The sequence below is a fragment of the Arcicella lustrica genome (assembly GCF_034930985.1).
GTDB classification, from domain to species: Bacteria; Bacteroidota; Bacteroidia; order Cytophagales; family Spirosomataceae; genus Arcicella; species Arcicella lustrica.
Genome location: NZ_JAYGIM010000011.1, coordinates 120587 through 142781, shown reverse-complemented (window position 1 = coordinate 142781; position 22195 = coordinate 120587). Strand labels below are relative to the sequence as shown.

Genomic DNA, 22195 nt, shown 5'->3' with positions numbered 1-22195 from the left:
CCATAAAACAAGATGAAAAACTTAATCTCAACTATGAAAAACTATGCGTTTCCAAAATCCTTGTGTGTTATTGTTTTACAATGGCTTTTGCTAATCAATACTACGTTTGCACAAACAGACAATCCAGTATTAAAGCTGTTTCCCAATGGTACAGAATTACATGGAAATATTGCTTATCAAAATGATACGCTCAAAAAGCATTTATTAGACATTTATTTACCTGCGAACACAAAAGGAAATATTCCATTTGTGGTGTTCATTCATGGTGGTGGATGGCTTGTGAACGACAAATATGCCGATATTGGATACATGGGAAATACTGTTTCAGCTTTGATTAATAATAATATCGCAGTGGCGTCTATTGATTATAGATTTGCCTCACAAGCTCAGTTTCCTGCTTTGATTCAAGATTGTAACCAAGCACTTACATTTCTTTGTAATAATGCCGAAAAATATCATTTAGATAAGAATCGTATTGCCATTATGGGTTTTTCGGCGGGTGGACATTTGGCATCGCTTCAAGGTTTGTCGAATAACAATAAGGTTGCCTCATTTTTTAATGGCAATCATGCACAAGTATTTAATATCAAAGCAGTGGTTGATTATTATGGACCTTCTGAACTTACTTCATTAGGAAGTAGCGAAGACCCAAAAGCACCAGAAGCGATTTTATTAGGAGCAAGCCCTATTGCCAGACCCGACTTGGCAAAAATTGCCAGTCCTGTAACGTATGTAGATAAAAACGACCCTCCATTTTTGATTTTTCATGGAGAAAAGGATAATCTCGTAAACAATCGTCAGTCAAAATTATTGAGTGGTTGGTTGACATCTGTAGGAGTAAAGAACGAACTCATTATTGTCAAAGATGCTCCTCATTTTGGAAAAATGTTTGACATAGAAGAGTTCAAAACAAAAGTAATTTCATTTTTAAAAGAAGCTCTTCGATAAGAAGGGTAGGAGGGAATACAAATTTTAAAATATATGCAAACTGTAAGATTAAATAACGGAATCGAAATGCCTATTTTAGGCTTTGGTGTTTTCCAAATTCCAGATGCGAAAGAATGTAAAAAATCTGTGATTGATGCCATAGAAACGGGCTATCGCCTGATTGACACTGCGGCATCGTATATGAATGAGCAAGCGGTAGGAAATGCTATCAAAAACTGTGGCGTAGGAAGAGAAGAACTTTTTATTACAACCAAACTTTGGGTACAAGATACTGGTTATGAAAATACCAAAAAGTCTTTTCATAAATCTTTAGAACGATTACAATTGGAGTATTTGGATTTATACCTGATCCACCAACCTTATGGCGATGTTTTTGGCTCGTGGCGAGCGATGGAAGAACTTTATAAAGAAGGTAAAATACGAGCCATTGGCGTTTCTAATTTTCAGCCTGATAGAATTATGGATTTATTAATGTTTGGAGGAGAAACGCCACCAGCAGTAAATCAAGTGGAAACACATCCGTTCTGTCAACAAATTGAAAACCAATCATTTTTGCAAGAAAACAATATTCAAATAGAATCTTGGGGGCCATTTGCTGAAGGGAAAAACGACATTTTTCAAAATGAATTATTACTTGCTTTGTCGGCAAAATATAATAAAAGTGTAGCTCAAATCATTCTGAGATGGCTTACGCAAAGAGGCGTTGTGGTTATTCCAAAGTCGGTTCGTAAAGAAAGAATGGCAGAGAATTTTAACAGTTTAGACTTTGAACTTGATGAAGCCGATATGGAAAGTATCAAAAATTTAGATACAAAAACAAGTCTCTTTTTCGATCACAGAAATCCAGAAATCATCAAATGGATGGGAAGTAGAAAATTGGATATTTAAGTATTTTTATTCCACGAATTCATTCGTGAATTCGTGGAATATTATCACTTTCAAACATTTTTATCGAATTCTGTCACTACGTTTTCTCCACCATACTTTGCATATTCAGAAGGACTAACACCAAATTCTTTCTTGAAACAGGTTCTAAAATATTGTAGGTCGGTAAAGCCCACTTCATAAGTAACTTCTGATACATTTAATTGTTGTTGTTTGAGTAACTGTGCCGCTCTTTTTAACCTTATATTTCGAACAAATTCAACGGCAGTCTGACCCGTCAAGGCTTTTATTTTTTTGTATAGTGGCATTCTACTCATGCCTACTTCTTTCCCAAGGTCTTCCACACGAAATTCTGCATCTGAAATATTTGCCTCAATGCACTCCAATACTTTTTTCATAAATATTTCATCAAGTGGAGTAATCGTAATATCTGTAGGTTCAAGTACGAGTTTACGACTTTGAGAAAATCTTTCCGCCAACATTTTTCGGGATTTTATCAAGTTTCTTACTCTTACTTCCAGCTCATTAGAATCGAAAGGTTTAGCTACATAATCATCTGCTCCAGTTTCAAGTCCTTCAATTTTATTCACAGAATCGGTTTGCGCTGTCAATAAAATGATAGGTATGTGCGAGGTTTGAACATTATTTTTCAAGGAACTACACATCTCTATTCCAGTCATTTTAGGCATTAAAATGTCGGAAATAATTAAATCAGGCATTTTGTCTAATCCTAATTGCAAACCTTCTTGTCCGTTGACGGCTTCTATCACATTATATTTTTTGCAAAGTCTTATATGCAGATAATTTCGCATATCGTCGTTGTCTTCCACCAACAAAATAAGTGGCTGTTGTTCATCGCTAGAATTATCGACAGATGTTAGGGCTGTACCATCGACCATTGAAATGGGTTCAAAATCGTTAACTACATAGTTGTTTGACCTATCCTGAGCGATAATTTCAGTTGCTTGCTGTTCTACTCCTAATGGCAACAAAATTTTAAAGGTAGTTCCTTTTCCTACCTGACTTTCTACAGAAATCGTTCCTTGATGAAGTTCAACCAATTCTTTGGTTAAAGATAGACCAATTCCAGTCCCTTCATTTTTATGATGATTGTGAACGACTTGATAAAAATGGTCAAAAATATAACTTAAATTATCTTGAGGGATTCCAATTCCACTATCTGAAACGGTTATTTCTATATATTGACTAAGGTTTAAATCTACATTTTTATGCTTTTCAACAGCCTTAATTGAGAGTACGATGCTTCCCGATTCTGTGAATTTAAAGGCATTAGAAAGTAAATTGGTTATAATTTTTTCAATTTTATCAGCATCCGCTAATACAAAAATATCCTCTGAAGAACAGTCTAATACATAAGTAAGCCCTTTTTTCTGTGCTAAAGATTCGAACGATAAGAATATTGGTTTTAGGAAATCTATCAAATTAAACTTTGTTGATGCAAGAGTCATTTTGCCAGAATCAAGTTTTGATAAGTCAAGTAATTGATTGATTAACCGCAACAAGCGTTCTGCATTACGAATCATTAATTGATATTGATTTTGGGGATTACCCTCGAACGTATCGTGATACATATCCTTCAAAGGACTTAATATCATTGTTAGTGGTGTACGGAATTCATGCGAAATTTTGGCAAAGAAATTCGACTTTAAGCGTTCCAATTCTTGCATTTTAGTGAGTTCTAAATGCTCTAATTTCAAATCACTTTCCAAACGCATTTGCTTGATAATGAGTTGACGATACCACCACAATAAAGCCATTGAAATAAGTAAATAAAGTAGATAAGCCCACCATGTTTTCCACCAAGGAGGCAGTACCGTAATGCTTAATTTTACTTCAGTTTTATCGTTTGTATCCAAACTTTTCACCCTGAAAGTATATGAACCCGAAGGAACTTTAGCATAGCTGGCATTTCTATCAATACTTGTGTGATGCCATTCTTCATCATAGCCTTCGAGGATATAGGCAAACTGTGCATTTTGTGGTGCTGAATAATTTAAAGAGGCAAAACCAATACTAAAGTCGTTGTTATCGTGCGAAAGCGTTATGGCTTGGGTTTCGCTGATATGTCTTTTTAATGGCGAATCCTTCTGATTGGGTTTTATCAGAATATTATTGATTTTAAGGTCCGTCAAACACAGCGGTAGTTTGTTCTTTTTTTCCAAAATGTTTTCTGGGAAAAAACTATTATAGCCGTTAATTCCTCCAAAAAAGAATTCTCCCGCTTTACTTTTGAAAAATGAGCCTTTGAGAAACTCTGGCGATTGTAAACCATCAGCAACAGAATAGTTGATAAATTTTTCCTTCGCAGGGTCAAACTTACTGATGCCTTGATTGGTACTAATCCATAGAAAACCTTTTTTATCTTCTATCAATCCGTTGATAACATTATCTGGAAGCCCATTTTCTTTGGAATATTCTGTAAAAATATCCTTGTTATCATCAAATTTATAAAGCCCTTTACCAGTGCCAATCCATAAATTATGCTTGCTGTCTTCGATAATGGCATTAATCAAATTACTACCAATTCTACCTGATTTACTTCCTTCAAACTTATTATGTGTAAAAGTAATTTTCCCATCTTTTCGGTTTAATCTATCTAATCCGCCCCCAACAGTACCAATCCAAAGGTTTTTTCTACTGTCTTCAAATATCATAGAAATCAAATTACTGCCCAGACTATTAGGGTTATTTGCGTCGTTTAAAAATTGTTTGAAAGAATCCGTCGTTGGTTCGTATAGATAGAGTCCGCCGTAATAAGTTCCAACCCAAAAATTACCAAAACTATCTTCGCACATTGCATACACATTTTCGCCCTTCATATTCGCTCCTTTGTTCGAAGTATGCAGATAATGTTTGAATGTGCGGGTTGTTTTATCAAATAAATTAAGCCCACCGCCCCAAGTACCAACCCATAAATTTTTCTTTTTGTCTATATGAAGTGAAATTACGGCATTACTTCCAAGACTATTTTTATCTTTCGGATTATAAAAATAACGGATATGTTTATTGGTTTTCTTGTCGAAATAATTGAGTCCACCACCATCCGTTCCTATCCATAAATTACCCAATTCGTCTTCCTGAAAACAAGTAACATCATTGTTATTTAATTTTTGGTTTCCCGAAATGCTTAAATTATAGTGTTTAAATTGCTTGTGATAATAGTCCCATTTATTGATACCTCTGTTTCTTGCACCAAGCCACATTGTGCCCATTCTATCTCTGTACACCGACCATACCGAATTACTACTGATGCTGTATGGTTGAAGTGGGTCAGGATAAAAATTGGTAAAAGTATTCTTTTGTTGGTCATAAATGTATAATCCATTAAGCTGTGTACCCATCCAAATTCTTCCATTCAAATCCTCTGAAAGACATACGATAACATTGTTCCCAAGGCTATTTGGGTCATTTTTTTCATGTTGATATCGTTCAAATGTTATACCGTTTGGGCTTTCAACCAAGCGATTCAATCCATTTTGTGTTCCCAGCCAAACTTGTTTTTTTGAATCCTTGAAGGCACTATTGATAACATTATTGCTGATAGATTTTGGGTTACTTACTTCATTGACATAACTGATAAACTTCTGGTGTTTTTGATCAAAAAATTTGAGACCGCCACCCTTTGTTCCTAACCAAAGATTATAATGACTATCTTCAAAAATCGCTGAAATATTATTGCTGTTAATACTTTTGGGATTTCCGTTGATGTACCTAAAAAAAACAAAGCTATTCTTCTCTGGTGCATAATAGTTCAGGCCGTTTTCTGTACCAATCCATAGTTTATGATTTTTATCTTCATAAATACAAGTGATATTATTATGGCTAATACTTCCTTGTTTCTTGTTACTCTTAAAATGGATAAAGGTTTCATTTTCCTTGCTAAAAAGATTCAACCCACCTTCCATCGTTCCAACCCAAATATTCCCTTTAGCATCTTCAAAAAGAGTAGTGATATAGTTATGACTAAGCGAAGAAGTATCAGATACAATATTTTCAAAAGTTGTAAATTTTACGCCATCATAACGATTCAGTCCATTCCTTGTTCCAAACCAAAGAAAGCCTTTTTTATCTTGTAAAATACAGGTGACGGTACTCTGAGAAAGTCCCTCAGAAATATGCTCGAACTTGATATTTCCCAAAGCATCAAAAGCTTGCGCATATCCTTTTATCTGCAAAAAGATGAAGAGCAGTAAAAACAGAGCAATTATTCTTCGAGAAAAACGCATTATTTGACGAGTATTTATAGCTTTCATTATTTAAATTATGTAAAATAATCTTGCAATATTACATTTTTATACCTTGTAGAACCATTGTTTTTTGCACAAAAACCAATGCTATTTTAATCTTCGCTTTTGCTTAATCTCTTCGTAACAAGATTGTTAAAACCTCATTGGTATTTATGATTTATCCCATCCATGCAAGGTTTATAATCTTCCTTACTTTGTCGTAGCCTAATTGATGACCCAATACTTCATTGAAGGCACGATAAAAGCATTCCATTTTTTTCTCAATTTTCAAAAAATACTATGAAATTATCCATCCAAAAACACTGGTTTTTATTTCTTTTGATATGCCTTTGCTTATCAAAAAAAGGCATGGCTCAAATTATTCAGCCTGCCAAATGGACTTACTCTGTCTCAAATAATTCAGCAAAAGTAGGTGAGCAAACAGACCTTATTTTCAACATTAAGATTGATAAAGGTTGGTATATGTACTCTTCTGATTTCGACCCTAATTTAGGACCGATGGTAACAACTTTCAATTTTCAACCTAACGATTCATATGAATTAGTGGGAAAGATTGAACCTGTTCATCCTAAAAAAAAGAACAGTGAAGTATGGGGCGGTACTTATACCTACTTTATGAATCATGCCGAGTTCAGACAAAAAGTAAAGATACGTGCTGTTGATTATAAAGTTTCCGGAAATGTAACTTATCAAGTGTGTACAGAAGCCGATGGAAAATGTGTTTCGCTTGATGAAGGTTTCTCTTTTATGAATCAAAATGCTAAAAATGTAGCAGGGAAATCGGTAACGATTTCATCCATCAAAGGCGATAGCTTAATCAAAGTAGAGGCTTCAGAGACAACAATATTTCCTACTAAAAAAGCAGAAGTGCTTCCTAAAAAAGCGAATATTATTCCGGAAAAAAAAGCCGTAGAATCCCTTTTTACTTTTATGTTATTAGCTTTTATGGCAGGTTTGGCAGCTTTATTAACGCCTTGTGTTTTTCCGATGATTCCCATGACGGTGACTTTTTTTACCAACACCAGTAAAGACCGTAAAAGCTCCATTTTCAAAGCACTCATGTATGGTTTTTCAATTGTTTTTATTTATACTTTGGTTGGGACAATCGTTGCCAGAATCAACGGGCCAGAATTTGCCAATTGGCTAAGTACTCATTGGTTGCCGAATCTTATGTTCTTCGTCATTTTTATCTTCTTTGGCTTATCTTTTCTTGGACTTTTTGAAATTGTGCTTCCTCATAGTTTGGTCAATAAAATGGACAAAGAGGCTGACAAAGGCGGTTATTATGGAATTATTTTCATGGCTTTTACCATTGTACTGGTTTCTTTTTCATGCACTGGACCTATCGTCGGGAGTATTTTGGTAGAATCGGCTGGTGGTGCCATTTTAAAACCGATTGCAGGTATGTTTGCTTTTTCGATGGCATTTGCCATTCCATTTACTTTGTTTGCCATTTTCCCCAATTGGTTAAAATCATTACCTAAATCTGGTGGTTGGTTGAATTCGGTAAAAGTAGTATTAGGTTTTTTGGAATTGGCTTTAGCCTTGAAGTTTTTGAGTACGGCAGACCAAGTTTACCATTGGAGAATACTGGATAGAGAAACTTTTCTGGTATTGTGGATTGCTGTTTTTTCTTGCCTTGAATTATACCTACTTGGCAAAATCAGATTGCCACATGACAGTGAAACCAAATCGGTAAGTGTTCCAAGATTAATTGTTTCGATACTAACTTTTGCCTTTGTATTTTACCTCATTCCCGGTCTTTGGGGAGCGCCGCTTAAAGTCCTTGCAGGTTTTTTACCTCCCATGCACACGCAAGATTTCAATTTTGCCAACTTAAATATTGAAGGTTCAGAGGCACCAGTATCTACTTTATGCGAAACGCCAGACAATCCTGCTTCACTTAGTTTTCCTCATAATATTCAAGGATATTTTGACCTTGAGCAAGCAATTGCTTGTGCTAAAAAACAAAACAAACCTGTATTTATAGATTTCACAGGGCATGGCTGTGTCAACTGCCGAAAGATGGAAGAAAATGTTTGGGTGGCTACTCCAGTGATGAGTCGATTGAAAAATGACTTTGTAATGGTAGCCTTATACATTGATGAAAAAATGGAATTGCCCGAATCAAAATGGTACACTTCAATGTATGATGGCAAGGTTAAATCTACGATTGGAAGTCAAAATGCTGATTTGCAAATCACTAATTATCAAAACAATGCTCAACCATATTATGTAATTCTTGACCCGAATACGAAAGAATTATTGGTAAATCCTGTATCCTACGAAACCGATATTGCGAAGTTTACTTCATTCCTTGATGCTGGAATAAATACTTTTAAACAGAAGTATAAAAAGGCGATTCTCTAAATAATTTATCCAACACATTTTACGGTAAAATATATCAAATGAAAAATAGACGTGAATTTTTAAAAATCGCTGGAGGTGCTACCTTTTTGAGTATAATAGGCTCAGGAATGGCTCAGGCTGCACAAGTAAAAAATGTGGGAGTAAACCTTTATTCTCTACGTGAACCAATGGGCTTAGACCCCATTGGTACATTGACTCAATTAGCCAAAATTGGCTACAAAGTAATTGAATCTGCACCGAGTGCAAAAGGTAATTATTATGGATTGACTCCTAAGGAAATCAAACAAGTAATGAACGATTTAGGGCTGATACTTTCCAGTGGTCATGCCATCATTAATGCCAATTGGCAGAAAAGTATCGACGAAGCTGCTGAGATAGGTCAAGAGTTTTTAATGGCTCCTATGCTTCCTTCCAAAGGACAAACGGTTGATAATTACAAAAAAGTGGCAGAGACCTTTAATAAAATGGGCGAAGCCTGTAAAATGTCTGGTGTGACTTTTGGTTTTCACAACGGTGTTACAGAGTTTGAAAAAGAAAATGGACAAGTATTATACGACGTTTTATTAGATAATACGGATGCCGAATTAGTAAAAATGGAATTGGATTTAGGTTGGGCTATTGTGGCTGGAGCGAATCCTGAGCATTATTTTGAAAAGTACGCTGGTCGTTTTCCACTTTGGCATATCAAGGATATTAAAAAAGATAAAAACGAAAGTATAGAATTTGGCAAAGGGAAAATAGATTTCGTATCACTGCTCAAACAACAAAAAAAATCTAACATGAAATATATGTTTGTTGAACAGGAACATTTGACGCAACCAGCACTTGCTACTATGCGTGATAATTTTAACTATTTGGCAAAGTTGAAATATTGAGTTTAAAGAATAAGAGTACAACCAGTGGGCAGATAAAGACAATTTATCTTGCCCATTTTTTGTTAGCTGATGAAGTAGGTGTAAATAGAGATTTATGATTCTTGAAAACCTTCTTTAATATGTCCTATCAATCTCACATTATCCTCAACCGTATTCTTAAAGTATTCAATCATTATAATTGCCATATTGCTATTGGTTTTGTCATTGGTATTACGTTCCAAAATACTCATTATTCTTTCTTTCAATTTTAGATTACGCTTGGCAATCTTCTTAATTTCTCTTCCCATTACTCTGGCTGACAATTCTCTGAGGCTAAATTCTTCTTCTCCAAATAAATCTAAATGATTGGTATAAATTTCTTCATTATACATATCAAAAAAATGATTGAGAATATCGCTGATGTCCTTAATATCGTCTCTTCGATGTTCTGGTCTATCATCGAAAGCTATCATTTTCAACAATACTATTCCTGGCAATGTACAGAATTTGAATTGATGTTCACCTTCCAAATTCAATTCGGGTAAACCTTCATCGTAAATTTCTGTAAAACCTTGCAATGAGATATTCGTCAAGCCTATTCCGTTAGTTGAAACCTTACCATTTTCATCTTCAATTGCTCCAAAAGGGAGTAAATCTACCTGAGTTCGTCCTTTCCAAATCAGCACAAAGTTGTTTCCTTTGTACGGAAAAAAGCCTTCTTCGTAGATTAAATGCTCTCGGAGTTCGTCATAAGTTGATATGTTATTGATAAATACTGCAAAATCAATATCCCCCGTAGTTCTTCGAGGTTCAATTTTGTTGATGCCACTCATCCAAACATCCCGAGCCACTGCTCCTACCAAATAGAAGTCAACCCTGTATTTTGTTAATCCTCTTTCCAGAGCGGACAACATCTCTGATATTTCGGGTTGTTGTCTGAGTTGATTATAATTGAGTTTGTAGGTGTTCATCATAAATTTTTTGAGCTGTTTCAATACATCTTCTATCATTAATAGCCATCAAATCGGCATACACAACAAGTGGTGGAGCTGTTTTATAAGTCGAGTTATCCCCTTTCCAAAACTTCTGATAAACTTTCACATTTCCTTTTTCATCTGGAATCAGTTTATAGTTTTTAATGAGTTCATTACGACTTTCTTCTGTGTATAGCGTAAACTCGGCGGGGTGAAGATAATCGGTCAATAAATTCCCTGCTGGTTCACCACCCCAAACGGCTTTTGTAGTATCAAAATCTTTCCATGCCAATAAATTATCTTCTTTCAAGAAACGAAACGTTCCGATGCGTAAAGTTGGTTTTAGATTTTTGGTAAATTCATCCGCCCATTTTTTAATTAATAATTCAATGTTAGTGAGTTTTAGGGTATTTTTATTAATTGATAAAATAAAATTCTCCTGTTTCAAGCCTTGAATAATATTGGTAATATTTCCGATTGAAGTACCTGTTTGTTCCGCAATTTGTCGATAAGGTTGATTAATTAAGATTGGGTTTTGGAGAAATTCAAATAATACTTTCAAGCCTGTTTTAGTAAATGCCCGATTGCGATTATCAATTTCAATTTTCATAGGTTCGTGAGTGTCTATCCAGAACATTTTATTACTCTCTCTCAAGTAAAAATTACCATTAGCTTCCAGATAAGCTACATTATGAACTTGCAATTGCTTTTTAATGGCAGGTGAAATTCGACTTGCCACCAACATAAAAGGTTTAAATTGTTCATTAAGTTGGTAAATTTTTGGCAAAGCCTGATTTTTCATTTCTCCTTTTATTTCAATATTATAAGTAGAAACCTCATTGGGAAACATTAAAGACAATATTCCATCCAAATTCGGAATACCTTTTTGTTTCCAATTCCCTTTAATCAGAGTCGTTTTTTGAAGATTATCAAGAGCTTTATAAATGATTATTTGTTCTTGTGTGTTCATTTTTTTAAAATGTTTACGAAATCGTGAACAATTGTTATTTGTGAACAAAGGTAGAACGTTTATTTATGAAATTCAAATTATAATTTGAATTTCATAAAAGCCTTTAAAAGGCAGTAAGTTGCTGATAAATAATAAATTGTGCTTAAATATATCTCAATATGAGTAATTGAAACAAAATAGCCAATACTCTTACAACATTCCTGTGAAAGAAATCTGTATTAAAAAAATGCTGAAATGAAAAAGGCATAAAAAAGCTGTTTTATTGCTTTTTTATGCCTTTGAGAACTAAAATTCCAAATGTCAAATTAATTCACCTTTCTACTTACACATGTCTCAACAATGTTTGAGACAATTGATTTTTGGGAATATTTCCTCCTACAAATTTCTCTTTCAATACACCATTTTTGAAAATCAAGATAGTCGGAATAGAGCGTACTCCTAAAGTAGCGGGAATGGTTGAGTTGGCATCAACATCCATTTTAGCGACAATTGCTTGTCCTTTAACATCGCCTGCTAATTCTTCCACTATTGGTCCAATCATTTTGCATGGGCCACACCACTCTGCCCAAAAATCTACTAAAACAGGTTTATCTGAATTGATTAATTCTTGAAAATTATCATCGGTTGCAACTACGTATTTTTCCATTATCTTCTTTATTAGAGTAATTCCTATTTTAGATTTTGTAAGCCGCTAATCTTTTACAGTTTATTTCCATACTTTCCAGAACAGGACCACTAAAATTATCTTGTTCAACGATGAAGTGTTTCATTCCTGCTTTTTTAGCTTCTTTCAATAAGTTGGTATAATCTATTGTGCCATCGCCAATTACCACATTTTTCTTGGCATCCAACTTCGACATATCTTTAATATGTCCCAACGTAAAGCGTTCTGGATATTTTTTGAAGTAAGCTATTGGGTCAGCTTTTGCCGCAACCAACCAGTAAACGTCCATTTCCCATTGTACCAATTTTGGGTCAGTATTATCAAGGAGGTAATCAAAAATCAACGAATCTCCCACTTTTTCAAACTCGTAAGCATGGTTATGAAAAGAAAACTGTAAACCTGATTGATGACAAGTTTCGCCTGCTTTGTTGAACAATTCAGCTGTTCTTTTTAAATCATCTGGTGTAGTTCTCAAACTTGGAAATATGTAGGCACAAGTAAGGTGCTTTTGTCCTGTTTCAGCAGCTTTTTCCACCAACTCATCAAATCTTGACAAAAGTGTAGCTTGTCGCCATGTTTCAGCTTTTTGTTCTTGTGTCCCAGAAATCAAATGACTACCGATGAGTGTCAAGCCTTTATCTTTCAGCATTCCAGAAAATTCTTTGGGCATCATGCCAAAGTAATGTCCTTTACTATTTGAAAAAGCTTCCACTTCTTTATAGCCCATTTTAGCAATTTGCTCTAAGGTTCCATGCAAATCTTTTTCTAAAAGGTCTTTGATAGAATACAGTTGAATGCCAACCGTTTTAATTTCTTTGGCTGTTGAAATACTCTCTGTGTGCAGGATATTTCCTTTCATTATTTCTGGTATTACCAAGGTTCCCAAGGCAATTGCACCAGTATTTTTGAAAAAATTTCTTCTATTGATATTCATGTTAATACGTTTTCTTAAATATGAAATTTATACTTCTACAGCAGATTGTTTACTTTCTAAAACCATTAAAAACCTTTCAGCTTCTAATGCTGCCATGCAACCAGAACCTGCCGCTGTTACTGCCTGTCGGAAATTTTTATCTTGTACATCGCCACAAGCAAATACACCAGCTACATTGGTTTTGGTAGAATCAGGTTGAGTAATGAGGTATCCTTGCGAATCCATTTCAAGATATTTACTAAATACTTCTGAATTGGGTTGGTGACCGATAGCGACAAAGAATCCCTGAACAGGAATTGTATCAATTTTTCCTGTTGAAACTTCTCTTACTTTGATGGCTTCCACCACATTTTCTCCTAATATTTCCTCTGTTTCTGTATTCCAGTGAATGGTGATGTTTGCCGTATTTTTTACTCTTTCTTCCATAATTTTTGAAGCTCTCATCGTACTTTTTCTAACGAGCATGTGTACATGTAAACAAATTTTGGACAGATATAAAGCTTCTTCACAAGCAGTATCGCCAGCTCCTACGATGGCTACCGTTTGTTTTCGATAGAAAAACCCATCACAAACAGCACAAGCAGAAACGCCACTTCCATTCAATCTGGATTCTGAGGGTAAGCCTAACCATTTAGCAGAAGCTCCTGTAGCAATAATTATCGAATCTGCGGTTAAAGTTTTTTCTCCATCAATCGTTACGAGATGAGGATGTCCAGAGAAATCTACTTCAGTAACTACACCATAACGCACATCTGTTTCAAATCTTTTGGCTTGTTTAGCGAACATTTCCATCATTTCGGGTCCTCCAACACCATCAGGAAATCCGGGATAATTTTCAACATCGTTTGTAATGGTCAATTGTCCGCCGGGCTGATTTCCAACATACATGACGGGTTTAAGATTTGCTCTGGCAGCATAAATAGCAGCCGTATATCCAGCAGGACCAGCTCCTATAATCAAAGTTTGTAAGTGTTCCATTGATATACTAAAGGGAATGATAAGTATTCTGAATAAATTAATTGAGAAGATAAACCTATAAGAATTTATGTTTGAGTATCTGATTATTAGATAATTGCAAAAATGCTTATAGGTTTAATGAAATCGAATTTTGGACTTACTATTAATAAACTCTACCTACTTGTTCCACAATCATTCTTTTCATTTTTTGTGGAACGATAGTGCCTTGCGTTCTGTAAAGAATTTTTCCACCGGGAGCAATCAGCAATGTATAAGGTAAAGCACCTTGCCATTTTGGATCAATAGCTTCAACTAATTTGTACTTATCTTCTGAATTATAAATATAATTTTGACCAGAGGCTTGCATTCTTTTTAGTAATTCTTGAGCCTTATCTTTTTTATCTGGTTTATCCGCACTGATGGTGATAAATTCAAAATCACGTCGTCTGTACATACGATTGATATTGACAAATTCAGGCATTTCAGTAACACAAGGTCCACACCAAGTTGCCCAAACATTGATTAATTTTACCTTATCCGTTTTATTAGCAAGTAATTCTGCAATTCCTTTATCATCAATGATATTCATGTTTACGGGTTCTTTTGCCCATTCCAAAGGAGCTTTTACCGCCCACTCACTTTTTTCAGCCCACTTCGTTGAGCAACCAAATGTTTTAGTTACTGGCGTAGCAACTGGGTTTCCAGCCAAAAGAGCATCTAAAGCATTTCGAGCATCTTCTGCATTAGCCTTACCCGGTTTTTCAGCACCATCAAGGCGACCAACGTATTGAAGTTTACGGTTTTTATCAAAAATAAACAAGTGAGGAGTAGCAATTGGGCCATAAGCTCTGGACATTTTTTGCGTTGCTCCATCATATAAATAAGGAAATGTATAACCTTTTTCTTTGACACGAATCTTCATTTCTTCAAATGAATCACTCATATCGCTATAACCTAATTCGTCAAGTGCAATTGCCTTTGGGTCATTTGGCGAAACAGCGATTAAAGTAACTCCTTTGGCTTTGTATTCATTCGCCAAAGAAATAATTCTATCTTCATAAGCCTGTGCAGTAGGACAATGATTACAAGTAAAAACAATGGCTAATACTTTTGCACTAGCAAAACTCTTTAAACTATACGTTTTCCCGTCTGTTCCCGGTAAACTAAAATCAGGAGCTGAAGCTCCGATTTCAAGTGTTTTTACATCGGCAGCAAAACTGCTCCAACTCAATAAGAGCATAAAAAGAATGGCTTTTCCTAAAAATAAATTTGGTCTTGAAAATTTCATAATTACCTTACGATTTAAAATTTTGAAAATTAAAATGTTTCTGTTTCATGTTTTAAAACATTGGATAATTGCAAGTGCTTGAATTAGACAATTACAATTATTTATATTTTAAACCATATTTTGTTGTGTCAAAATTGGAGATAAAATCAGCCTTTGTACCATGACAGATGTAACAAAAAGCAAGGGTATTTTAGGAAATAATTCAAGATTTGAAGACTACAGACGACTTTCTAAGGGGAAAGAGAATATATAAAACAAAAAATCGGTACCGAACTGTTTCGATACCGATTTACTGCATTTCAAAAGAAGATAAAATTTAATGTTTTCAGGGAAGTTGTATGCTGTTTTTTTAAGTTATTATCTTCTGTCAATCTTATATAATCGACCTTGGTCGGTGATAGCGTATAAAGCACCATCAATACCTTGCGTAATATCTCTAAATCGCTGACCTTCATTCGAAAGTAATCTTTCTTCACCAGTTACTTTATTATTCTCAATAACCAGCCGAACGATATGGGTACCGCTGAGCGAGCCTATAAAAAGATTATTTTGCCATTCAGGAATACGATTACCACTATAGAAAGTCATACCACTTGGCGACACCACTGGATCCCAATAATACACAGGTTGTTCCATTCCACTTTGTTGCTGAATAGCTGAACCTATAGCTTGTCCTCCATACTCTATGCCATAAGTAACAACTGGCCATCCATAATTGCTACCTGCTTGTAAACGATTGATTTCATCGCCACCACGTGGACCATGTTCGCTTTGCCATACATCTCCTGTTACTGGATGGACTGCTAAGCCTTGAGGGTTTCTATGTCCCATCGTAAATAATTCAAGCAAAGCATTCGATTGACTAAAAGTTGGATTCCCCGAAGCAGGCTGACCATTTGTTGTAATACGCACTACTTTCCCCAAACTACTATTGGCAGACTGCGCCATAGTACGGATTTCTGAAGAAGAACGTTCTCCGATACTTACTATTAGATTTCCAGTGCGGTCGAAAACAACTCGTCCGCCATAGTGTAAGTTGCCATTATAAGGAGTATTTGAACGATAAATGACGCTTATTCCTTCCATGCTCGTTTCGTTATTGGCTAATCTAGCTTTAGCAACCGATGTAACAGTACCTCCAGAAACAGATTCTGAAAATACCCAATAGACCATTCTATTAGATGTAAAAACAGGGTCGAGACATAAACCAAGTAAACCACCCTGACCTGCGGAATTGACAGTAGGTATCCCACTAATAGGATTACTTACTTCACCAGTAGTAGGAGAAACAATACGCATACGCCCTGCTTTTTCTGTTATTAATAGACGTCCGTCAGGTAAAGCAGTGATTCCCCAAGGATTGGAAAGATTTGTAGTAAGGTTACTTACTTGATAGTCGGAAACTGTTCGTACACGATTTATACGGGTTTGGCCCGAAAATGCGGGACTATAATTAGTATTTGGCGGATTTGTTTCCACCGGCGAAGTAGGAGTGCTTGGAGTGCTGGGCGTATCAGAACTACCATTTTGTGAACAATGAGAAAATATCATTAAGCATCCTATAAAGTAAATAATATTGTTATTCCTGTTCATAAATAAGAAAGTTTATATGATTAAAGATTTAGTCAAGACATGATTTATTGCTTTGATAACTAACGAAAAATCGTTGGGTGTATTTCTATCCTATGTGTAGTAGATTTCAATACTCTGAAATTTTGGTGGGATAAAACAAAAAATCGGCACCAAAATAATTCGATACCGATTTCCTGCATTTCAAAAAATACTGTTGTACTCGTCATCACTTACTGGCTGTAGCCATTCTGTTTTGTCTTTGTCATAGTCGGGAACTAGAGCAATATGTCGCATTAACCTTTCATGAGAAGCTCCGTGCCAATGCTCTACACTTTTCGGAATTTTTACCACATCGCCTTTTTGAATTACTTCTATAGGCTTCCCTTTTTCTTGATAATAGCCTGTTCCTTCAATCACAAACAATATCTGACCGCTGACGTGCGTATGCCAATTGGTTCTTCCTTTTGGTTCAAAAGTAACCGTAGCCATATTGATGTTATACCCTTCGTCGGGTTTTACATTTATATTTACCCAAACTGTTCCTGTGAAATACGCTGTGGGTGCTGGTGTTCCTTTTTCTATAAATGATGCCATCTTGAGATTGATTTCTATTGAATACCGATTTTTGTAAGCCAATTTGCTATTAGTGTTTTGGCTTCTTCTGCTTTTTCATCTTTCATGACAAATAAAACGCCATCTCGTTCTATTCCGCCTTTGATTTCGAACCCTTCTAACACGTTACTCTTTTTACAAAGCTCTTTTACTGTTTGGAAACTACTTCCAATTCCATAACCAGCATTGGTATTGAAGGGAACAATTGTCTTTCCGCTTAAATCATATTGCTTTAAAAAACTTTTCATTGGCGGCGGTAATTGCATTCCCCAAGTTGGAAACCCTACAAAGACTATATCGTATTTCCCAATGCTGTCAATTTTTGTTTTTAATGGCGGAAGAAAACCCGTTTCATTTTCTTTGGCTACTTGTGCTACCGTTGCTTGATAGTTTGTCGGATATGGTTTTTCTAATTCAAGTGCTACCAAATCACCCCCAATATTTTTCTGAATAATTTCAGCAATTTCTTTTGTATTGTTGGTTCGAGATAAATACACAATCAAGATTTTTTTATGACGAATCACTTGTGCTTCTGAACACGAACAGAGCGTACAAAAAGCAAACATGAGTAACGAAATAGTGATTTTCATAGATTTTATTCTTTTTATGTGAAACATCTTTGATTGTATTCTGAGTAAAGTATTTATCAATCACTAATTCACTAACTTACTTCCCCACTCTTTGCATTAGATGAGCTGGATAGCGGTCTCCTTGAACATTGGTTTTTGCAAAGGCTTCATCAATGGCTTTGACATCGTTTTCAGATAAATCAATAGAAGCACCACCAATATTTTCAGTTAAACGATGTGATTTTGTAGTGCCCGGAATTGGTACAATCCAAGGTTTTTGTGCGAGTAACCAGCCCAATGCAATTTGTGCAGGCGTTGCTTGTTTTTGAGAAGCAATTTCAGCCAATAACTCCACCAATTTTTGATTCGCTTTTCTATTTTCTTCCGTAAAACGAGGAACGAGGTTTCTAAAATCTGTTGGGTCAAATTGAGTATCAGCATTGATAGCACCTGTTAAAAAACCTCTACCTAATGGACTAAATGGCACAAAGCCAATGCCTAATTCTTCAAGCGTAGGAAAAATGGCTAATTCGGGTTCTCTCCACCAAATAGAATACTCACTTTGCAAAGCAGTTACAGGTTGTACAGCATGTGCTTTACGGATTGAGTCAACACCTGCTTCTGAAAGTCCAAAATGTTTTACTTTTCCTTCTTGAATAAGGTCTTTAACCGTTCCAGCCACATCTTCCATCGGTACAGAAACATCTACTCTGTGTTGGTAAAATAAATCTATGACATCTGTTTTTAAGCGTCTCAAAGATTCTTCCGCCACGGCTCTGATACGTTCTGGACGACTGTCTTGTCCTTTCTTAGCATCTCCATCTCTAAATCCAAATTTAGTAGCAATCACTACTTCTTTTCTAAAAGGCGCTAAGGCTTCCCCTACCAATTCTTCATTTTCTTTACCATAAGCTTCAGCTGTGTCAAAGAAAGTGACTCCTTGTTCATAAGCTTCTCTAATCAAGTTGATGGCAACTTGTTTATCTGTTGCTGGACCATAGCCAAAACTTAATCCCATGCAACCCATTCCAAGGGCTGATACTTCTAATCCGCTATTCCCTAATGTTCTTGTTTTCATGTTGATTTTGTGATTGTTTATCTGTTTGATCTTAGTCAAAACCTTAATGACAATACAAATTTCAGCCTTTATTATTTTCAAAAAGTATATATATTCCTGATGTTACTACCATCATTACTGATTTGAGGATTTGGGTGAACATAGATAAAATCAGACTGCTATATTTACATCAATAGATTTAAAAATTAGGGTTATGGAAAATAATATTATAAGGCTTGAAAAGCTTTCGCAATACAATGCACTAAAAGGTATAGAAACACAGCATCCACTCATAACTGTGTACGATAATTCAAAAACAAAAGCACTTCCAAATCACTATCGTTTTCATTTTGGTTTTTATGCCATCTTTTTGAAAGAAGTACGTTGCGGAGAATTAAAATATGGAAGAAATAGCTATGACTATGATGAAGGAACGCTTGTTTTCATAGCACCGGGGCAGATTTTGGAAGTAAATCATGATGAAAGTTACCAGCCAACAGGTTGGGCTTTACTTTTTCATCCTGATTTAGTAAAAGGAACGGCTCTTGGAAAATTAATGAGTCAGTATTCATTCTTTTCGTATGAATCGCATGAAGCACTTCATTTGTCTTTGAAAGAACAGCAAATTATCAAAGATTTATTCAGCAAACTTGAATATGAAATAAGCCAAGCAATTGATAAACACAGCAAAAGAATCATTACCAACAATATTGAATTACTCTTAAATTATTGTGTTCGTTTTTATGATAGGCAATTTATTACTCGTGAAAACATCAATACTGATGTTTTATCAAAATTTGAACACTTTTTACATGACTATTTCTATGCTGAAACAACCACAGAATTAGGACTTCCAAGTGTTGGTTATTTTGCGAATTGTTTGAATCTTTCACCAAAATATTTTGGGGATTTAATCAAAAAAGAAACTGGAAAAACGGCTCAAGAACACATTCATTTAAAATTAGTCGATGTAGCGAAAGAGCGGATTTTTGATACCGAAAAATCCGTCAGTCAAATAGCTTTTGAACTTGGATTCAAATACCCACAGCATTTTAATAGAATGTTTAAAAAGAGTACAGGCTATACGCCTAATGAATATAGAATGTTATCAAATTAGATTAATTATTTATCAATCAAAAATTTAAAATACAATAATGCAAAAATACATCATTGAGTTATCGCAAAAAAAGGTTCAAATCGTGTTCCTTTTTCTTATTTCTTTCGCTATGATTTTTTCAACACACACATCGTCTGCCCAGCAAAAAGACATGATGATTCGTATTGCAGAAATAGAGATTTTTCCCGAAAGTCTTGAGGAGTATAAAGCTATTTTAAAAGAAGAATCTGGAGCATCATTAAAACTGGAAGCGGGTGTTGTGTCTATTTTTCCAATGTTTCAAAAGGAAAATCCGACTTTAATAAAAATTCTGGAAATATATGCAAACCGAGAAGCGTATGAGGCACACTTGAAAACTCCTCATTTTTTACATTATAAAACTTCAACCCTGAAAATGGTGAAGTCATTAAAATTAATAGAAATGAATGCCTTGGATTTGGAAGCGTTACCTGCAATATTTTTGAAAATGAAATAAGCAATTATATGAGTTATCCCGAAATTTAAAATCATAAAGCGGTCAAAATTAGTTTTTTGACCGCTTTATGATTTATGGAATCAGTTCAAATTTTACGGTTACATCGCCTGAACCAAGTGCTTCGGAAAGTTTAGTAGTATCGTCTATTTGTCCAAGTTTTGTATATCTGTAAGAGCTTGAAAATGTTTTGTAGAAAAGTACAAAAGTGTTTGAGCCGTACATCATCAAATCTCCGTTATGAATAGAAGATGGTACAGATGAATTTGTTGGTAAACTTTTGGGAAGGTCAAAGTACTTTTCATTTCCATTGAGCTCATTCATTTTAATAGTAAGAGGCAACATCGCTTTAAAAGCTACTGATGTTGTATTATAGAGAAGTGTTGCCGAAAAAGTAAATGAATTTACTTTTATGCTTAATTTATTGCTCATCTGTACGCTAACTGTATCCGATTTTGCTGGATTTATCTCTATATTACTAGGTTGTTTTACCTCTCGACTACAAGAGGTAAAACAGGTAATTACAGAAAAAACGAATGAGGTAAATAAAAATGGTAGATTCATTTTATATTTATTTAAAAGCTTGTTCCATCAATTACAAACCTTTTATGACCTGATTCATTTTTAATGATTTTTTCCCAAGCTTCATTGATTTCCTCTGCCTTAATCAATTGTGTATCAGGGAAAATGTTGTTGTCAGCACAATAATCCACTACTTCTTGAGTCTCAGGGATTCCTCCAATCAGCGAAGCATTATAATTAACACGAGAAATAGATAAACCAAGATTGTTTAATGTGATATTAAATCCAATGGGCATTCCTACTTGTGTAAAATGTCCATTTCGTTTTACAACTGATGTATAAGCGGCAACATCATATTGTATAGGAATGGTGGAAATCATGTAATCCAATTTTCCTTTGTAAGGTTTTAGTTTAGCAATATCATCCACAACGATTACTTCTTTAACTCCCAAAGCAAGTATTTCTTCTGTTTTCTTTGCTGATGAAGTAAAAGCATAGACTTCTGCACCTTTTGAAACAGCCAATTTGATGGCAATATGTCCTAATCCGCCCACACCCGCTACTCCAATTTTATCTCCTTGTTTCACTTTCGCATTCATCAAAGGCGAGTAAGTGGTAATTCCTGCACAAAGTAATGGTGCCGCTTTTTCTAAACTAATGTGTTCTGGAATATGAACTGCAAAGTGGTCTCTTACTACAATATTGTTGGCATACCCCCCTTGCGTAATACCTGTTGGAGAAGTTTTATCTGGAGCACCATAAGTAAATACAGTTGCACCATTATCACAGTGATGTTCTTCGCCATGTGTACAACTTTCACAAGTCATGCAACTGTCAACCATACAACCTACGCCCGCTCTATCGCCAATTTTGAATTTGGTGACATTTTTTCCTACAGCAGCAACAATCCCAACAATTTCATGTCCCGGAACTTGAGGATATTGTTGTGTTCCCCAATCTCCCTTCATTTGATGGATGTCTGAATGACAAATGCTGGCAAATTTAATATCAATTAAAATATCATTATCGCCTACAGGTCTGCGTTCAAATTCCCACGGACTTAATACTCCAGATGTATCTTTGGCTGCGTAGCCTCTTGATTTTATGTTTGTACTCATTAGTTTTATGTTGAAATTTTTACGTGATATTGCTATCGCATTGA

The 22195-nt window shown here is 35.1% G+C and carries 19 protein-coding genes; 6 read left to right on the top strand and 13 right to left on the bottom strand.

Going from position 1 to position 22195, the window contains the following annotated elements:
• Positions 1 to 12 precede the first annotated feature (12 nt).
• The gene (locus VB798_RS15120; RefSeq protein ID WP_323259763.1) at positions 13 to 948 is read left to right on the top strand and encodes an alpha/beta hydrolase; all 936 of its coding nucleotides are present in this window, start codon (positions 13 to 15) and stop codon (positions 946 to 948) included.
• A gap of 33 nt (positions 949 to 981) precedes the next feature.
• A complete protein-coding gene (locus VB798_RS15115) occupies positions 982 to 1836 on the top strand; it encodes an aldo/keto reductase (RefSeq protein WP_323259762.1) in 855 nt (284 codons plus the stop codon).
• A 50-nt stretch (positions 1837 to 1886) separates the two neighbouring features.
• Here the strand turns inward: VB798_RS15115 and VB798_RS15110 are convergent, their stop codons facing one another.
• A complete protein-coding gene (locus tag VB798_RS15110; protein ID WP_323259761.1) occupies positions 1887 to 6107 on the bottom strand; it encodes a hybrid sensor histidine kinase/response regulator transcription factor in 4221 nt (1406 codons plus the stop codon).
• Between the two features lie 342 nt (positions 6108 to 6449).
• Between VB798_RS15110 and VB798_RS15105 the strand changes: the two genes are divergently transcribed.
• Together VB798_RS15105 and VB798_RS15100 are read left to right on the top strand one after the other, a co-directional pair.
• Positions 6450 to 8471, top strand: coding sequence for a protein-disulfide reductase DsbD family protein (locus VB798_RS15105; RefSeq protein ID WP_323259759.1), 2022 nt, complete (start codon positions 6450 to 6452; stop codon positions 8469 to 8471).
• A 38-nt stretch (positions 8472 to 8509) separates the two neighbouring features.
• Positions 8510 to 9346 (top strand): sugar phosphate isomerase/epimerase family protein, encoded by an 837-nt coding sequence (locus VB798_RS15100; protein ID WP_323259757.1) that lies wholly within the window; start codon positions 8510 to 8512, stop codon positions 9344 to 9346.
• A 92-nt stretch (positions 9347 to 9438) separates the two neighbouring features.
• Here VB798_RS15100 and VB798_RS15095 read toward each other — a convergent pair whose 3' ends face one another.
• From VB798_RS15095 to VB798_RS15050, 10 genes are all read right to left on the bottom strand, one after another.
• Positions 9439 to 10299 (bottom strand): hypothetical protein, encoded by an 861-nt coding sequence (locus VB798_RS15095; RefSeq protein WP_323259755.1) that lies wholly within the window; start codon positions 10297 to 10299, stop codon positions 9439 to 9441.
• The gene (locus VB798_RS15090) at positions 10271 to 11269 is read right to left on the bottom strand and encodes a type IV toxin-antitoxin system AbiEi family antitoxin (protein WP_323259753.1); all 999 of its coding nucleotides are present in this window, start codon (positions 11267 to 11269) and stop codon (positions 10271 to 10273) included. The genes VB798_RS15095 and VB798_RS15090 overlap by 29 nt, the downstream gene beginning before the upstream one ends.
• A 322-nt stretch (positions 11270 to 11591) precedes the next feature.
• Positions 11592 to 11915, bottom strand: a complete 324-nt coding sequence (gene trxA / locus VB798_RS15085) for a thioredoxin (RefSeq protein ID WP_323259751.1) — start codon at positions 11913 to 11915, stop codon at positions 11592 to 11594.
• 28 nt (positions 11916 to 11943) lie between these two features.
• Complete coding sequence (locus tag VB798_RS15080) at positions 11944 to 12867, bottom strand: sugar phosphate isomerase/epimerase family protein (protein WP_323259749.1); 924 nt, start codon at positions 12865 to 12867, stop codon at positions 11944 to 11946.
• Between the two features lie 27 nt (positions 12868 to 12894).
• Positions 12895 to 13845 carry a thioredoxin-disulfide reductase gene (trxB, locus tag VB798_RS15075; RefSeq protein ID WP_323259747.1) on the bottom strand — a complete coding sequence of 317 codons (951 nt, stop codon included), beginning with the start codon at positions 13843 to 13845 and terminating at the stop codon, positions 12895 to 12897.
• A gap of 142 nt (positions 13846 to 13987) precedes the next feature.
• Positions 13988 to 15112 carry a redoxin family protein gene (locus VB798_RS15070; RefSeq protein ID WP_323259745.1) on the bottom strand — a complete coding sequence of 375 codons (1125 nt, stop codon included), beginning with the start codon at positions 15110 to 15112 and terminating at the stop codon, positions 13988 to 13990.
• A gap of 357 nt (positions 15113 to 15469) precedes the next feature.
• Entirely contained in the window at positions 15470 to 16705 is a 1236-nt protein-coding gene (locus tag VB798_RS15065) for a PQQ-dependent sugar dehydrogenase (protein ID WP_323259743.1), read from the bottom strand.
• A gap of 180 nt (positions 16706 to 16885) precedes the next feature.
• Positions 16886 to 17278, bottom strand: a complete 393-nt coding sequence (locus VB798_RS15060; protein WP_323259741.1) for a (R)-mandelonitrile lyase — start codon at positions 17276 to 17278, stop codon at positions 16886 to 16888.
• A 14-nt stretch (positions 17279 to 17292) separates the two neighbouring features.
• Complete coding sequence (locus VB798_RS15055) at positions 17293 to 17886, bottom strand: flavodoxin (protein ID WP_323259739.1); 594 nt, start codon at positions 17884 to 17886, stop codon at positions 17293 to 17295.
• A gap of 76 nt (positions 17887 to 17962) precedes the next feature.
• Positions 17963 to 18943 carry an aldo/keto reductase gene (locus tag VB798_RS15050; RefSeq protein WP_323259737.1) on the bottom strand — a complete coding sequence of 327 codons (981 nt, stop codon included), beginning with the start codon at positions 18941 to 18943 and terminating at the stop codon, positions 17963 to 17965.
• Between the two features lie 193 nt (positions 18944 to 19136).
• Here VB798_RS15050 and VB798_RS15045 point away from each other — a divergent pair, with 193 nt between their 5' ends.
• The gene (locus tag VB798_RS15045) at positions 19137 to 20039 is read left to right on the top strand and encodes a helix-turn-helix domain-containing protein (protein ID WP_323259735.1); all 903 of its coding nucleotides are present in this window, start codon (positions 19137 to 19139) and stop codon (positions 20037 to 20039) included.
• 37 nt (positions 20040 to 20076) lie between these two features.
• Complete coding sequence (locus VB798_RS15040; protein WP_323259733.1) at positions 20077 to 20514, top strand: putative quinol monooxygenase; 438 nt, start codon at positions 20077 to 20079, stop codon at positions 20512 to 20514.
• Between the two features lie 72 nt (positions 20515 to 20586).
• On the opposite strand, the gene VB798_RS15035 is transcribed toward VB798_RS15040, so the two are convergent.
• Complete coding sequence (locus VB798_RS15035; RefSeq protein WP_323259731.1) at positions 20587 to 21075, bottom strand: cyclophilin-like fold protein; 489 nt, start codon at positions 21073 to 21075, stop codon at positions 20587 to 20589.
• Between the two features lie 11 nt (positions 21076 to 21086).
• Entirely contained in the window at positions 21087 to 22151 is a 1065-nt protein-coding gene (locus tag VB798_RS15030) for an NAD(P)-dependent alcohol dehydrogenase (RefSeq protein ID WP_323259729.1), read from the bottom strand.
• Positions 22152 to 22195: the final 44 nt, after the last annotated feature.